Source organism: Burkholderia reimsis, assembly GCF_003294055.1.
Taxonomy (GTDB): Bacteria; Pseudomonadota; Gammaproteobacteria; order Burkholderiales; family Burkholderiaceae; genus Burkholderia; species Burkholderia cepacia.
Genome location: NZ_QMFZ01000004.1, coordinates 115267 through 130647, shown reverse-complemented (window position 1 = coordinate 130647; position 15381 = coordinate 115267). Strand labels below are relative to the sequence as shown.

The window sequence follows — 15381 nt, the reverse complement described above, 5'->3', positions numbered from 1 at the left end:
GCGCCGCGATCCGGAGTCGCACGACACGTGCCTCCGCACGGCGCGGCGCGCCCGCTTGCAGCCCCGTTCAGGCCCCTTGTCGAGGCCCGGCCGGCGGGTGCCTGCGGGTATCCATCTCTTGACGCTGACTTTCGTTCATATTAAAAACGATATACCCACAGTACCCCTCGATCAGCCCAGACATATAACCCGGAGAAATCATGAGTCAGCAACGCGAGGCGATCGACACGTACCTCTTGCGCGTCTTGCACACCTTGTTGATGGAGCGCAGCGTCACGCGCGCGGCCGTCAAACTGAACCAGTCGCAACCGGCGATCAGCGCCGCGCTGCGGCGCCTGCGCGACATCACCGGCGATCCGCTGCTGGTGCGCGGCAAATCCGGCATGGTGCCGACCGAATACGGGCTGCGCCTGCTCGAGCCCGTGCAGAACGCGCTGCGTGAAATCGAGCGGATCAAGTTCCAGCAGCACAACTTCGACCCGGCCACGTCGATCCGCTGCTACCGGATCGGCTGCCCCGACTACCTGAACGTGCTGTTCGTGCCGACCGTCGTCGAGCGCTTCCGCCTGGCCGCGCCGAACGCGACGCTCGAGTTCCATTCGCTCGGCCCCGCATTCGACTACGAGCTCGCACTGGAGGACGGCAAGCTCGACATCGTCGTCGGCAACTGGCCGGAACCGCCCGAGCAGCTGCACCTGTCGAACCTGTTCGTCGACGAAATCGTCTGCCTGATGAGCAATACGCACCCGTTCGCGAAGCGTGGCGGGCTCACGCTCGACCAGTACCTGAACGCGCCGCATCTCGCGCCGACGCCGTACTCGGTCGGCCAGCGCGGCGCGATCGACGTGCATCTCGCGCGCGAACGCCTGAAGCGCCACGTGGTCGTCACGCTGCCGTACTTCAACCTCGCGCCGTACGTGCTCGTGAAATCCGACCTGATCTTCACGACGACGCGCCTGTTCGCCGATCACTACGCGAAGTTCCTGCCGCTGTCGGTCGTGCCGGCACCGCTCGACTTCCCGCCGATGCAGTACTACCAGCTGTGGCACGAGCGCTGCCACTACTCCGACGAAGTGCGCTGGCTGCGCAGCCTCGTCGCCGAAGCCACCCGCACGCTGATCGAAGCGTAAGCGCGCACGACGCGCGCGCCGGCCACGCCGCTGCGGCGTGGCCCGAAGTGGCCTCGTGCGGCCGCGCGTGACGGATCCCGGCCTCGGCCGCCACGCGCCCGACGTGCAGCGCGCGGCGCACTCTCCCGCTCAGTGCATCAGCGCGACGCCTCCACGAGTGCCTGCGCCAGCGCGTTATGCCGCGCGATGACAGGCGGCAGATCGAGCGTCGCCAGCCGCCCCTCCCGCACCACCACCTTCCCGTTCACCACCGTGTATGCCGTCTGCGACGGCGCGCAGAACACCAGCGCCGCGACCGGATCGTGCAGCGCGCCCGCGAACAGCGGCTGGCGCAGGTCGAATGCGGCGAAGTCGGCGGCCATGCCGGGCTTCAGCGCGCCGATATCGTCGCGGTTCAGCACCTTCGCGCCGCCGAGCGTCGCGATCTCGAGCGCTTCGCGCGCGGTCATCGCATCGGGCCCGAAACCGACCCGTTGCAGCAGCAGCGCCTGCCGCACTTCCGCGACCATCTGCGCGCCGTCGTTCGACGCGGAGCCGTCAACGCCAAGGCCGACCGGCACGCCCGCGAGACGCATCTTCTTCACCGGCGCGATGCCCGACGCGAGCCGCATGTTCGAGCACGGACAGTGCGCGACGCCCGTGCCGGTGCGAGCGAACAGGCCGATGCCCGCATCGTCGAGCTGCACGCAGTGCGCATGCCACACGTCGTGGCCGACCCAGCCGAGATCTTCCGCATATTCGGCCGGCGTCATCCCGAACTTCTCGCGGCTGTACGCGATATCGTTGACGTTCTCCGCGAGGTGCGTGTGCAGCGACACGCCGTATTCGCGCGCCAGCACGGCCGCGTCGCGCATCAGCTCGCGGCTCACCGAGAACGGCGAGCACGGCGCGACCACCACGCGCAGCATCGCGTAACGGCCCTCGTCGTGATAGGTCTCGATCAGGCGCTGCGTGTCGCGCAGGATCTCGGGCTCGCGCTCGACAACCGAATCGGGCGGCAGCCCGCCGTCGCGCTGGCCGACGCTCATCGAGCCGCGGCTCGCGTGAAAGCGCATGCCGATCCGCTGCGCGGCGCCGATGCTGTCGTCGAGGCGGCTGCCGTTCGGGTAGATGTACAGGTGGTCGCTCGACGTCGTGCAGCCCGACTGCAGCAGCTCGGCCATCGCGGTGAGCGTCGACACCTCGATCATCTCGGGCGTCAGGTGCGCCCAGATCCGGTACAGGTTCGTGAGCCAGCCGAACAGTTCGGCATTCTGCGCGGCCGGCACCGCGCGCGTCAGGCTCTGGTACATGTGGTGGTGCGTGTTCACGAGCCCCGGGATCACGAGGTGGCCGCGCAGGTCCAGCACTTCGTCGGCCGTGTCGGGCAGCTCGGCGCTCGGGCCGACCGCGACGATCCGGTTGTCTTCGATGTAGAGCCCGGCGTCGCGCAGCTCGCGGCGCGTGTCGTCCATGGTCACGAGCACGTCGGCGTGCTTGACCAGCAGGGTCTTCGGGCGGGATGAGGAAGGGTTCGGCGCGCGTGCGCCAGCGTGCTGCTCGAGGTTCATGCGTTCTCCGCGTCGGTCTGCCCCAGGCGCTGATCCTGGAGGCGGTCACACAGCCGTTCGAACGCTGAATCGCGGCACGCTCCGGTGCCTGCGTCCGTTCGAACGCCCTGGCCCGGTTACCCGGCGTGCTCGCCGTCTTCGGGGTACGCGCGGGCCACAAGCCGACGCGCACGGCGGGAGGATCGCCCAAGCACGCGCCGCACACAATGCGCGATCCGGAATACCGCGCTTCACGGTTTCGATATGGTACGCCGCGCACCGCCCGGCGGAAGGCCGGAAACACCCGAAAAGCCCGCCGGAAGCGGTATCCGGCGTACCGTCGACAGCCGCTCATGCGCGGCGCATTATCTTTGATATCGCGCCCGTATTTGCGCGGGGAACCTTTTTACAATGCCTGCACGGCGCTCGCTTCAATCTCGCCGACGGGTATGTAGCCACGTGACGTGGAGCCTCGATCCGCCGCACAGTCAATGGATCGAGTCGCCGCCGAACCTCGCATTCACACAAGGACTCAACGAATGGGAAAGCTCACTACCCACGTACTCGATACGGCGCACGGCCGTCCCGGCGCGGCAATCAAGGTGGACCTCTACGCGCTGGACGGCGAATCGCGCCGCGCGATCAAGACCGTGCTGACCAATAGCGACGGCCGCTGCGACGAACCCCTGCTCGAAGGCGCCGCGCTCGCCGCCGGCGAATACGAACTCGTGTTCCATGCCGGCGACTACTTCGCGTCGCTCGGCGTGAAGGTGCCCGAACCCCGTTTCGTCGACCGCGTCGTGCTGCGCTTCGGCATCGCCGACACCGCTTCGCACTACCACGTGCCGCTGCTCGTGTCGCCGTGGTCGTACAGCACCTATCGCGGCAGCTGACATTCGAATCAGCGCCCGCATCAAACAAACGATTTGAGTCTGGAGGAGTTTCATGGAAGGCTTCATCACCGACTGGCTGAACCTCGCGCTGCGATGGCTGCACGTCATCGTCGCCATTGCGTGGATCGGCGAGTCGTTCTATTTCGTCGCGCTCGACAACAGCCTGAAACCGCCGACCGACCCGAACCAGCGCAAGCGCGGTGTGTTCGGCGAGCTGTGGCATGTCCACGGCGGCGGTTTCTACAACATGCAGAAGTACACGGTCGCCCCGCCGGAAATGCCGGATGACCTGCACTGGTCGAAGTGGCCGTCGTACACCACCTGGCTGTCGGGCTTCTCGCTGTTCTTCGTGTTGTACCTGCTCGCACCGAACACCTACCTGATCGACAAGAGCGTGCTCGACATGGGCCCGGTGGTCGCCGTCGCGTCCGCACTCGGCTTCCTCGCCGCCGGCTGGATCGTCTACGACTCGCTGTGCCGCATCCTCGGCACCAACGACCGCGTGCTCGGCATCTGCGTCGGCATCTACGTGGTCGCCGCCGCCTACCTCGCGTGCCATATCTTCGCGGGCCGTGCCGCCTACCTGATCGTCGGCGCGATGCTCGCGACGATCATGTCGGCGAACGTGTTCTTCGTGATCATCCCCGGCCAGCGCAAGATGGTCGACAAGATGCTCAAGGGCGAAGAGCCGAACCCGATCTACGGCAAGCGCGGCAAGCAGCGCTCGGTGCACAACACGTACTTCACGCTGCCGGTCGTGTTCGCGATGCTGTCGAACCACTACGCGATGACCTACACGAACAAGTTCAACTGGGTCGTGCTCGTGCTGATCATGCTGGCCGGCGCGCTGATCCGCCAGTTCTTCGTGATGCGTCACCGCGGCAAGCAGCTGTGGTACCTGCCGATCGGCGGCGTCGCGCTGCTGTCGGGCGCGCTGGTCTGGACGATGCCGAAGCCGGTCGCGCCGGAAGCGCAAGCGGCCAACGCACCGAAGATCGTGATCAACGACATCATGCCGATCCTGCAGCAACGCTGCGTCGAGTGCCACTCGTCGAAGCCGACGCTGATGGGCAGCGCGCCCGCGGGCGTGATGTTCGACACGCCGGACGAAGTGTCGAAGAACGCACAGCGCATCTACGAACAGGCCGTGCGCCTGAAGGCGATGCCGATCGGCAACGTCACGCACATGACCGACGACGAGCGGACGAAGCTCGCCGCCTGGTTCGAGGGTGGCGCGAACAAATAAGCCGCCGTGCGCCGGGTGTGAGTGCCCGGTGCAATCCTCTCCGTTCTCGGGCCCGGTGACGGGCCCGTTTTTTTTGGCGCGTCGCGAATGCCCTTCGCGCGTCAGCCGCGCGTCGCGTCGCGCTGGAGCGCGACGAGCGCATCGAGCGCGCGCGGGCCGTCGTCGAACGGCACGAAGATGTGATCGTGGTACGCGGCCGCCATCACGTTGCAGCTGATGCCGGCCGCGCCGAGTGCCCGCGCGAACGCCGCCGTGAGGCCGACGGCCGCCAGGTCGGAATGCACGGTCAGCGTGATCCAGGCCGAGCGGAACAGCACCGGCCAGCCGCGACGTGCAGCCGTTTCCTCGTCGACCACGACCGTCAGCCCTTCCGCTTCGCGGAACGTCGCAATGACTTCGGATAACGATACGTCTGCATCGGCCGGCAGCGACACGAAGGCGAACGCACCCGGATGCAGTTCGGGCTGCATCGTGCTCAGCAGGGTCGCGAGGTCGTTTTCAGGTTGGCTCATCGGAAGAACACGCCCGGAACCGGGCATCGTGCGGTGGAGGTGCGGGCACGATAGCATGCGCCGCCGCTGCCACAGCTACAACTACGCGCGCATCGTCGCGACTTCGTCCGCGAGCCAGCCGCGCAGTGCGACGATACGCGGATCGTCCTGCGTGCGTTCGGGATACACGACGTGATACGCAAGGCCCGGCGCCACCCCGACGTTCACGTCGAACAGCTGCACGACGCGCCCTTCCGCGAGATCGCGCGCGATCATGTGCGGTTCCGCAAGACCGACCGCCGTGCCGTCCGTCACGGCCTGCACGACGTGGCTCGAATCCGGAAACGACACGCACCGGCTGTCGTCGAAACCGTCGACGCCGGCCGCGGCCATCCACGCCGACCAGCGCGGCCAGGTCACGCCGTCGACTTCACAGTCGACATGGCAGAGCGTGTGGCGCAGCAGATCGCGCGGCTTGCGCAACGGCGGCCCGGCCGACAGCAGTGCCGGGCCGCAGACCGCGACGACCGACGTATCGAACAGGCGCTGCGCGCACGCGTCGCGATAACGCCCGGTGCCGAAGCGGATCGCGACATCGACGTCGTCATCGTCGAAATCGCGCAACCGGTCGGTGATGTCGAACGTCAGCTCGAACGCCGGATGCGCGGCCCTGAAACGCGGCAGGCGCGGCAGCAGCCAGTGCGTCGCGAAACGCGCGCCGACCGACACGCGCAACTCCGTCTGCTCCCGCGCGATGCGCCGCGCCCGGGCCGTCGCACGCTGCAGGCCCGCCAGCGCATCGGCGGCCGCGGCGGCCAGCACGACACCGGCCGGCGTCAACCGGATGCTGCGGCTCGTGCGGACGAACAGTACGACGTCGAGCTGCGCCTCGATTTCCTTGATCTGATGACTGACCGCCGCCGGCGTCAGCCCGACCTCGTCGGCCGCCCGCGAGAAATTCAGGTGCCGCGCCGCCGCATCGAACGTCCTCAGCGCGCGCGTACCGGGCCACATGCGTTCCATCGATCTTCAAACCGGATTTGATGACCGTTCCAAAACTACTCGTTTTTCAAGATGCCATCAATCCGCAAACAATAGGCTTTCTTGACGATGCCGCGAGCCGCCCCGCGCTCGCGACCGAACCCGGAGATCCGCCGATGACCATTGCCCCGTTCCCGTCCGTCGTTCAGCTCAACGGCGGCGCCGCCACCCCGGACGCGCTCGCGCCGCTCGCATTCGCGGGCCACGCGCATTTCACCGCGATGCAGGTGCGCGACGGCCGCGTACGCGGCCTCGACCTGCATCTCGCGCGGCTGCGCGATGCGTCGAACGCACTGTTCGGCCAGGCGCTGCCCGACGACCGGATTCGCGCGCTCCTGCGCGCTGCGCTCGAGCGCGCGCCCTCGGCGCTGTCGCTGACGGCGACCGTGCATGCGACGACGGGGGAATTCGTCGCACCGCGCGACGACGAAACGCTCGACGTGCTGGTGCGCACCGCCGCGCCGTCGTCGGGGCCGGCGGGCCCGCTCGATCTCGCGCTGTTCGAATACGAGCGCGTGCTGCCGGAAATCAAGCATGTCGGCGAAGTCGCCAAGACGCACTTCCTGCGCCGCGCGATCGCGCAGGGATTCGACGACGCGGCATTCGTCGATCGCCACCGCGCATCAGCGAAGGATCGATCTGGAATCTGGCGTTCTGGACCGGCGACACGGTTGTGTGGCCGGTGGCGGACATGCTCGGCGGCGTCACGATGCGCATCGTGCGCCGGCAACTGGCACGCCTGGGCGTCGCACAGCGCGATCGTGAACTGACGCCGGCCGATCTGCCGTCGATGGCCGGCGCCGTCGTGATGAATTCGTGGACACCCGGTGTCGCCGTGCGACGGTTCGGCACGGCGACGCTGCCGGACTCGTCGTCGCTCGTCGCGCTGCTGCATCGTGCGTATGAACAGGAGATGCCCGTCGCACCGTGACGCGCGGGCCCCGTGTCGGGCATGGCTCACCCGTCGACGGTCTCCGGCAGCCGCGCGATCGCCTTGATCTCGAACTGGAAGCCGTACAACCAGGTCACGCCGACGGCAGTCAGCGTCGGATAAGGCGCGTCGCCCCAGTACTCGGGGACGATCTCCCAGATCCGCTCGAACGTCGCTTCGGGATCGACGAGGAACACCGTCACGTCGACGACGTCGTCGAACGTGCAGCCGGCCGCGCGCAGTACCGCGTTCAGGTTGTCGAACGCGCGGCGGACCTGCGCGCCCAGTTCCGGTTCGGGCGAGCCGTCCTCGCGGCTGCCGACCTGCCCGGACACGAACAGGAAGCCGTTCGAGCGCAGCGCCGGCGAATAGCGGTTGCGCTCGTACAGTGCCCGCCGACCGGGCGGAAAAACCACGCTACGCTTTACCATTCAGCACCTCCTTCGGTTGGTGGGGCGAAACCGCCCCGGCATCGACGATGAAGGCACTTTAAGGACGGTGGCGCGGTGAATAAACCGGCAACCCTGTCCAACACTGTTTGCGCGCCCCAAACAATTCCCGACCGACGCGGAGCCCTGACCCGATGGACCGATTCGACGCAATGCAGGCGTTCGCCCGCGTGGTGGAAGCCGGCAGCTTCACGAAGGCCGCCGAGACACTGCACATGAGCCGCACCACCGTCACGCAACTCGTGCAGCAGCTCGAGGCACGGCTGCGCGTGAAGCTGTTCAACCGCACGACGCGCAAGGTCGTCGTCACCGCGGACGGCGCCGCGTACTACGACCGCGTCGTGCGGCTGCTGGCCGACATGGACGATGCCGAAACCAGCCTGTCCGCGGCGTCCGCGACGCCCCGCGGGCGGCTGCGCGTGGACGTGCCGAGCCCGTTCGCGCGCCTGATCCTGATCCCCGCGCTGCCCGCGTTCCACGCGCGCTATCCGGACATCCAGCTCGACATGGGCGTGAGCGACCGCGTGGTGGACGTGATCGGCGAAAACGTCGACTGCGTCGTGCGCGGCGGCGAGCCGACCGACCGCTCGCTGGTCGCGCGGCATGTCGGCGACCTGCGGCTCGGCGTGTACGCATCGCCGGCCTATCTCGCGCGTGCCGGCACGCCGGCTCATCCGGACGAGCTGGAGGACTCGCATCACCGGATCGTCGGGTTCCTGTGGGCGCGCACCGGCAAGCCGTTGCCGTTTGCGATGGCATGCGGCGGCGAGCGGATCACCGTGCGCGGACGCTACGTGCTCGCGGTCGACGACGGCAATGCGTACCTCGAGGCCGGCCTCGCCGGGCTGGGCATTCTGTGGCTGCCCGACTACATGGCCGGCGTGCATCGCGCCCGTGGCGAACTGGTGCCGCTGTTCGAGCGATGGCAGCTCGAACCGATGCCGATGTACGTCGCGTTCCCGCCGAACCGGCACGTCAGCGCGAAGCTGCGTGTCTTCATCGAGTGGGCCGCCGGGCTGATCGCCGAGCATGCGCCGGTCGCGAACCGGCGCCGCGGCGCCCATGGTTCGCGCGACGCGCGCAAGACCGCGGCGATCTGAATCGCGTCGAAACGGCGGCACCATGAAAAAACCCGCGCAACGTGCGCGGGTTTTGGACCGGGAATGGCAGAACCGCCGGCGACGACTCAGGCCGTCAGCGCGTGCAGCGCCTCGTCGGTGAGCCACAGCGATTCCTGCAGGTCCTGCTCGTTCAGGTTCAGGCCGTCGCCGCCGCGATCGACGACGATGAAGTCGCTGACGCCGCCGAGCGCGATCAGCGGGTGATGCCACACGCCCTTCGCATAGTTGACGCCCTGCCACCCGCTCGTCACGAACGCGCGGATCTTCGCCGGATCGAGATCGCCCGCGGGCGCCACGACGACGAGATACGGCTGGTCGTTCAGCGGCACGAACGCCTGGCTGCCGAGCGGGTGCCGTTCGAGCATCTTCACTTCGAACGGCAGCGTGCGCGGCTGGCCGCGGAACAGGTTGACGAGCGTGCGGCCGTCTTCGTCGGTCACGTCGACTTTCGCGAGATCGTGGAAGCGGATCGTCGTGCCGAGGTTGATCGGGATCTGCTTTGCCCCTTCCGTTTCGATCACGTCGCCGAACGGCGCGAACGCTTCCTTTGTCAGCGGTTCGATGACAAGCGTCTTCATTTGTCGAGCGTCCCCCACAGACGCAGGCGCGACACGCCGCCGTCCGGAATGATGTTCAGTCGCACGTGCGTGACGGGGCCGAGCGACGCGATCTCCTGTTCGAAGTAGTGCTGCTTGTCCATCTGCAGCTTCTGTTCGCCGAGCAGCACCGGCCAGAACATCGACTGCGTGATCAGCGAGCTGTCCGTTCCGCCCGACACGTACGCAGCCTGGATCGAGCAGCGATCCGGATAGTTGCCCTTGAAGAACGCGGTATCGACTTCGATCTTGCGGATCACGCCCGGCTGCGCGAGCGCGATGATCGCCCAGTCGTTGCCCGGTTCGCGGCGGCGGCGGGTTTCCCAGCCGTCGCCCATGTTCACGCCGCGCCCCGGCAGCAGCAGGTTCGACGCGACGCCGAAGTGCTGGTTGTTCGCGGCCACCACGTAACCGCCGTTTTCCATCGCCGCGAGGTCGAACTGCTCGGTCGCGCTCGCGCCGGCCCAGTCGAGCTGCGGCTGGCCGTACACGCGCAGGCGTGCAATGCCGCCGTCCGGGTAGATGTTCACGCGCAGGTGCGTGAACGCACGCGCGTCGCTCGCGTCGACATAGTGATGGCTGTTGCCCTGCAGCGTCGTCGACGGCACGATCTCGACCCACTCGGTCGCATGCGTCGGCGCGCCGTCGGCCACGAACGCGGCCTCGATCGACGCGGCCGGCGGGAAGTTGCCGGTGAAGTGGCTCGTGTCGATGTCGAAGCCCTTGATCACGCCCGGGCGCGCGAGCTTGACGATGCACCAGTCGTAGCCCGTCGTGCGCTTGCGGCGCGTTTCCCAGCCGTCCATCCACTTGCCGTGGTCGTCGTACTTGCCGGGAATGAAGACGGCCGGCTCGGGGTTCAGCATCCGGTCCTTCGGCGCGAAGAAATCGTCGCTGGCCTCGAGCGCCTGCGCACCGAGACGCGGGTCGGCAAGATTCACGTAGCGCCGCGTGAATTCGGGTGCGTTGGGGTCGAGAAGCGGAACAGCCATGATGTTTCCTTGTTTCAGTGAGGCGATCCGGCCGCTGCGACGCAGCGGGCCGTACTGCGGTGTCAGGCGTCGATCAGGTCGTCGAGGCGAAAGCGCGCGATCCGGTAGATCTGGTCGAGGCTCGCGCGCAGTTCCTCGGTGCGCGAATGATTCACGCGCGACTCGAAGTTCGCGATGATGCCGTGCCGGTCATAACCGCGCACCGCGAGGATGAACGGGAAGCCGAACTTCTCGCGATACGTGCGGTTCAGCGTCAGCAGCTTGTCGAACTCTTCCTGCGTGCACTGGTCGAGGCCCGCGCCGCTCTGCTCGCGCGTCGACTCGGCCGTCAGCTCGCCGCGCACGGCGGCCTTGCCGGCCAGTTCCGGGTGGGCGTTGATCAGCGCGAGCTGGCGCGCTTCGCCGGCCGATTCCACGGCACCCGACATCGTCTTGTGCAGCGCGTCGATGCTCGCGAACGGCCGCTCGCCGGCGGCGACTTCGGCCACCCACGGCGAATGTTCGAAGATCCCCGACAGCGCCGCGACAAATGCGCTCGGCGCCATCGTGTTCAGTTGATCCAACGTGTAGCGCATCGCCTTCATGCTTTCCCTTCGTTTCGATGATTGGGCTGATACGGATGATGTTCACGCCAGTGACGCGCGATATCGACACGGCGCGTCACCCATACGCGATCGTGCTTTTCGATGTGATCGAGGAAACGCTGCAGCCCGCGGAAACGGCCCGGTCGGCCGAGCAGCCGGCAGTGCATGCCGATCGACAGCATCTTCGGCGCCTCGTCGCCCTCCGCGTACAGCACGTCGAACGCGTCGCGCAGGTAGTCGAAGAAGTGATCGCCGGTGTTGAAGCCCTGCGGCGTCGCGAAGCGCATGTCGTTCGTGTCGAGCGTATACGGCACGATCAGCTGCGGCGACGTCTTGCCGCCCGACACTTCGACGTCCATCCAGAACGGCAGGTCGTCGCCGTAGTTGTCGGAGTCGTACAGGAAACCGCCGTATTCCGCGACGAGACGATGCGTGTTGGGGCTGTCGCGGCCGGTGTACCAGCCGAGCGGGCGCTCGCCCGTCACGCGCTCGATCGCTTCCATCCCGAGGCGCATGTGTTCGGCCTCGAGCTCCGGCGTCATGCTCTGGTAGTGGATCCAGCGCCAGCCGTGGCACGCGATTTCATGGCCCAGCTCGACGAACGCGCGCGCGAGCTCCGGGTGGCGTTCGATCGCCATGCCGACGCCGAATACCGTCAGCGGCATCCCGCGCTTCTCGAATTCGCGCAGGATGCGCCACACGCCGGCCCGCGAACCGTATTCGTAGATCGACTCCATGCTCATGTGGCGGTCGGGATACGCGGCCGCCCCGACGATTTCGGACAGGAACTGCTCGGAGCCCGGATCGCCGTGCAGCACGCAGTTCTCGCCGCCCTCTTCGTAGTTCAGCACGAATTGCACGGCGACGCGGGCGCGCCCCGGCCAGTTCGCCTGCACGGGATGGCGGCCGTAGCCGATCAGGTCGCGAGGATAGTTGGGATCGAGTGACATGGTTCGAAGTGCGGCGAAAGCTCGCTGAAATAATGGGTTCGCATCGACCGCGCGGGTGCCGCAGGCCGGCCGCGCGGGCCGATGCGATGACGGCCCAGTGTAGCGAAAACGCCCATACGCGCCCATACAGCGGCGCAGATAGTGCGTGTCAGACGGTGTGTATGTGCGGTTGCGGCAAATTCGGGGCCGGCTCTGCCACATCCCCGTCCGGCGGGCTGAAGCGGGCGAACGCGCCGTCGTAGCGCTTGGGCAGCGGGCGCGCGTAATCGCCGCGCTTCGCCGTCGCGAGGCGCAGCGACACGAGCGCCTCGGCCCACTTGACCGCCGCGGTGACGCCCTCGACTACCGGCGCGCCGATCTGCTGCTCGATTTCGTGCGCGAACTCGGCCATCCCCGCGCAGCCGAGCACGATCGCGTCGGCACCGTCCTCGTCGAGCGCGCGCAGGCATTCGTCGACGATGATCCGCCGCGCGGCCGAGCCCGGCCGGTCGAGCTCGAGCACGGCGACGTCGGTCGCGCGCACGTTGCGGCAGAAGCGCTTCATCCCGTAGCGTTCCGCGAGGTGCCACGCCATCCCGCAGGTGCGCGCGAGCGTCGTGACGACCGAGAAGCCGGGCGCGAGCACGCTCGCCGCATGCATCGCGGCCTCGGCGATGCCGATCACCGGCCCGCGCGCGAGTTCGCGCGCCGCGTACAGGCCCGGATCGCCGAAGCACGCGATCACGTATGCGTCGCAGCCGTCGCGCTCGCCTTGCGCGATCTCGGCAAGCAGCCCCGGTGTCGCGAGCGCCTCGTCGTAATACCCTTCGATCGACGGCGGCCCCATCGGCGGGCTCACCGCCACGATCTCCGTGCCGGCGGCCGCGACCTCGCGCGCGCAGCGGCCCATCGCGTCGGTCATCCGCTGCGTCGTATTCGGATTGATCAGCCGGATCTTCATCGCATGCTCCTCAGGCCTTCGTGTTCACGAGCAGCCGGTAGAACACGAAGCCGAGCCCCGCGCCGATGAACCACGAGAAGTTCGCGACGCCCTGCCAGCCCGGCACCATCACGCACACGATCGCGATCACCGCGGCCGGCAACAGCGCGGCGAGCGCGCGGCGGTTCACGCCGCCCGTGTACCAGTACGTCCCGCTTTCCGACATCGTGTACAGGTCGTCGCGCACGAGCCGGCCGCGCTTGACGAGGTAGAAGTCCGCAATCAGCACGCCGTACAGCGGGCCGATGAACGCGCCGAGCACGTCGAGCGTGTAGTGGATCACGGCCGGGTTGTTGAACAGGTTCCACGGCGTGATGAAGATCGACGCGACGGCCGCGAGCATCCCGCCCGCACGCCAGCTGATCAGGCGCGGCGCGACGTTCGAGAAGTCGAATGCGGGCGACACGAAGTTCGCGACGATGTTGATGCCGATCGTCGCGATCGTGAACGTCAGCGCGCCGAGGATCACCGCGGTCGGATGGTCGATGCGGCCGACCGTCTCGACCGGGTCGGTGATGAGTTCGCCGAACACGGGCAAGGTCGCTGCCGTCGTGATCACCGTGACGAGCGAGAACGCGAGGAAGTTGACCGGCAGCCCCCAGAAATTGCCGCGCTTCACGTCGCCGAACGAGCGGCAGTAGCGCGAGAAATCGCCGAAGTTCAGCATCGGCCCGGAGAAGTACGACACGACCAGCGACACGGCCGTGATCATCACCGGAATCACTTCCGCGCCGTGATACTTGACGCCGCCGAGGTTGATGCCGATGTTGCGCCAGCCCGCGCGCCACACCATGTAGCCGGCGAGGATGAACATCACGACGTAGACGGCCGGGCCCGCGAAGTCGATGAACTTCTTGATCGTCTCCATCCCGTTCCAGAACACGAACGCCTGGAGCACCCACAGCAGCATGAAGCCGGCCCAACCCACCGCCGACAGCCCGAGGAAGCCGTAGCGATGCACGTCCGCGTAAGGCAGCCATTGCGGGAAGAATTTCAGCACGACGATCACGAGCGCGCTCGACGCGAGATAGGTCTGGATGCCGTACCACGCGATCGCGATCAGCCCGCGAATCACGGCCGGCACGTTCGCGCCGAGCACGCCGAACGTCGCGCGGCACGCGACCGGATACGGCACGCCGATCTGCTGGCTCGGCCGTGCGATCAGGTTGCACAGCACGTTCACGAGGCTGATCCCGACGATCAGCGCGATCAGCACCTGCCAGCTCGTCAGCCCGAGCGCGAACAGGCTGCCCGCGAACACGTAGCCGCCCACACTGTGCACATCCGACATCCAGAACGCGAAGATATTGTACGAACCCCATGTCTGGTTTTTAAGGGGTGCCAAATCTTCGTTGTACAGACGTTCGCTGTAACCCTTCGGCAGCGTCGGGTCGCCGCCCTCGCCGCCTTCATCCGCCGGATAGGCGCTATCGTGCGCCACACTGAACTGAGCCATGACTTCTCCTTGACGCGACCGGATGGCCGCTCCACCGTCATCGATATCGCTCCGGATCGACGCCCGGAGTCGGACCAGCGGCCCGCGGCAAACGCCGCGGGCCTGCATTTCGCTCGTTCTGGGGCGCGCGGCCGGGTTCGCGTCGCCGCTCAGGCGCCGCCGAACACTTCGCGCAAATCGACCTGCCCTTGTGCGGGCCGGTCCAGCATCTTCAGTTCGACATGCTGCAGGTGGTGCGCCATCAGCGTCACCGCCCGCTTCGGATCGCCCGCCTCCAGCGCGGCGAGGATCTCGTCATGGTCGTCGCACGAGCACGGGCTGCGCCCGTGCGATTCGTACAGCGCCGACATCAGCGTCGAGCGTGCGACGAGCCCTTCGAGGCACTCGCTGAGCGTCGCATTGCCCATCAGCGTGGCGAGCGCCGTGTGGAATTCGCCCGACAGCCGGATCCACGCCGCGAAGTCGTGCCGCTCGAACGCCTTGCGTTCCTTGTCGATCAGCGCGGCGACGCCCTTCAGCCGCTTCGCGCCGGGCCCGGTCGCGAGCCGCTCGACCACGGCGAGCTCGATGATCCGGCGCATCTCGAACACCTCGTGCACGTCCTGCAGCGTCGGGCTCGCGACGAACGCACCGCGGTTCGGCTCGAGCTCGACGAGCTTGTCGGTCGCGAGTTGCGCAAGCGCCTGGCGGATCGCCCCGCGCTTCACGCCGAATACGTCGCAGAGCTGCGCCTCCGTCAGCTTCGAACCAGGCGCGAGCCGATGCTCGAGGATCGCCGTGCGGATCCGCTCGGCGATCGCTTCGGGGCTGGCTGCACCGGACAGGTGGGCTTCGGGCTCGTTCATGATCGGCATCGTGTGATGATCCTCATCCTAGGGCGGACATAAAGATTGTCAACAATTCTTTTCCGTCATTGCGCACAATCGACGTGCATCGACGTGACCCCGTTCGGTGCATGATGCGTCGAATCCATGCACGATAAGGCTGAGACGT

General features: G+C 67.3%; 15 protein-coding genes and 1 pseudogene. 5 read left to right on the top strand and 11 right to left on the bottom strand.

Going from position 1 to position 15381, the window contains the following annotated elements:
* The first annotated feature begins 200 nt into the window (after positions 1-200).
* Positions 201-1130 (top strand): LysR substrate-binding domain-containing protein, encoded by a 930-nt coding sequence (locus tag DPV79_RS07235; RefSeq protein WP_006478550.1) that lies wholly within the window; start codon positions 201-203, stop codon positions 1128-1130.
* Between the two features lie 137 nt (positions 1131-1267).
* On the opposite strand, the gene DPV79_RS07230 is transcribed toward DPV79_RS07235, so the two are convergent.
* Entirely contained in the window at positions 1268-2680 is a 1413-nt protein-coding gene (locus tag DPV79_RS07230) for an 8-oxoguanine deaminase (RefSeq protein WP_021160371.1), read from the bottom strand.
* Positions 2681-3198: 518 nt separating this feature from the next.
* Between DPV79_RS07230 and uraH the strand changes: the two genes are divergently transcribed.
* Together uraH and DPV79_RS07215 are read left to right on the top strand one after the other, a co-directional pair.
* Positions 3199-3552 (top strand): hydroxyisourate hydrolase, encoded by a 354-nt coding sequence (gene uraH / locus DPV79_RS07220; RefSeq protein ID WP_011657188.1) that lies wholly within the window; start codon positions 3199-3201, stop codon positions 3550-3552.
* 52 nt (positions 3553-3604) lie between these two features.
* Entirely contained in the window at positions 3605-4798 is a 1194-nt protein-coding gene (locus DPV79_RS07215) for a urate hydroxylase PuuD (RefSeq protein ID WP_021160368.1), read from the top strand.
* A 101-nt stretch (positions 4799-4899) separates the two neighbouring features.
* Here DPV79_RS07215 and DPV79_RS07210 read toward each other — a convergent pair whose 3' ends face one another.
* Both DPV79_RS07210 and DPV79_RS07205 read right to left on the bottom strand, forming a co-directional pair.
* Positions 4900-5310, bottom strand: a complete 411-nt coding sequence (locus DPV79_RS07210) for an ACT domain-containing protein (protein ID WP_113045090.1) — start codon at positions 5308-5310, stop codon at positions 4900-4902.
* Between the two features lie 81 nt (positions 5311-5391).
* Entirely contained in the window at positions 5392-6312 is a 921-nt protein-coding gene (locus DPV79_RS07205) for a LysR substrate-binding domain-containing protein (protein WP_021160366.1), read from the bottom strand.
* 134 nt (positions 6313-6446) lie between these two features.
* Between DPV79_RS07205 and DPV79_RS07200 the strand changes: the two are divergent.
* A pseudogene (locus tag DPV79_RS07200) lies at positions 6447-7261 on the top strand (aminotransferase class IV family protein).
* A 26-nt stretch (positions 7262-7287) separates the two neighbouring features.
* On the opposite strand, the gene DPV79_RS07195 reads toward DPV79_RS07200, so the two are convergent.
* The gene (locus DPV79_RS07195; protein ID WP_042975609.1) at positions 7288-7692 is read right to left on the bottom strand and encodes a RidA family protein; all 405 of its coding nucleotides are present in this window, start codon (positions 7690-7692) and stop codon (positions 7288-7290) included.
* A 152-nt stretch (positions 7693-7844) separates the two neighbouring features.
* On the opposite strand from DPV79_RS07195, the gene DPV79_RS07190 reads away from it, so the two are divergent.
* Complete coding sequence (locus tag DPV79_RS07190) at positions 7845-8810, top strand: LysR family transcriptional regulator (protein ID WP_113045089.1); 966 nt, start codon at positions 7845-7847, stop codon at positions 8808-8810.
* An 86-nt stretch (positions 8811-8896) separates the two neighbouring features.
* Here DPV79_RS07190 and DPV79_RS07185 read toward each other — a convergent pair whose 3' ends face one another.
* The 7 genes from DPV79_RS07185 to DPV79_RS07155 form a co-directional block, all read right to left on the bottom strand.
* Entirely contained in the window at positions 8897-9409 is a 513-nt protein-coding gene (locus DPV79_RS07185) for an ureidoglycolate lyase (protein WP_021160363.1), read from the bottom strand.
* Positions 9406-10419, bottom strand: coding sequence for an allantoicase (alc, locus tag DPV79_RS07180; RefSeq protein ID WP_021160362.1), 1014 nt, complete (start codon positions 10417-10419; stop codon positions 9406-9408). The genes DPV79_RS07185 and alc overlap by 4 nt, the downstream gene beginning before the upstream one ends.
* A gap of 62 nt (positions 10420-10481) precedes the next feature.
* Positions 10482-11003: a 2-oxo-4-hydroxy-4-carboxy-5-ureidoimidazoline decarboxylase gene (uraD, locus tag DPV79_RS07175; RefSeq protein ID WP_021160361.1), complete on the bottom strand. Its 522-nt coding sequence runs from the start codon at positions 11001-11003 to the stop codon at positions 10482-10484.
* A complete protein-coding gene (gene puuE, locus DPV79_RS07170) occupies positions 11000-11953 on the bottom strand; it encodes an allantoinase PuuE (RefSeq protein ID WP_027787128.1) in 954 nt (317 codons plus the stop codon). The genes uraD and puuE overlap by 4 nt, the downstream gene beginning before the upstream one ends.
* Positions 11954-12101: 148 nt before the next feature.
* Positions 12102-12893 carry an aspartate/glutamate racemase family protein gene (locus tag DPV79_RS07165; protein ID WP_113045088.1) on the bottom strand — a complete coding sequence of 264 codons (792 nt, stop codon included), beginning with the start codon at positions 12891-12893 and terminating at the stop codon, positions 12102-12104.
* 10 nt (positions 12894-12903) lie between these two features.
* Positions 12904-14388, bottom strand: a complete 1485-nt coding sequence (locus tag DPV79_RS07160) for an NCS1 family nucleobase:cation symporter-1 (RefSeq protein WP_059651643.1) — start codon at positions 14386-14388, stop codon at positions 12904-12906.
* Positions 14389-14537: 149 nt separating this feature from the next.
* The gene (locus tag DPV79_RS07155; RefSeq protein WP_048020953.1) at positions 14538-15242 is read right to left on the bottom strand and encodes a GntR family transcriptional regulator; all 705 of its coding nucleotides are present in this window, start codon (positions 15240-15242) and stop codon (positions 14538-14540) included.
* Positions 15243-15381 lie beyond the last annotated feature (139 nt).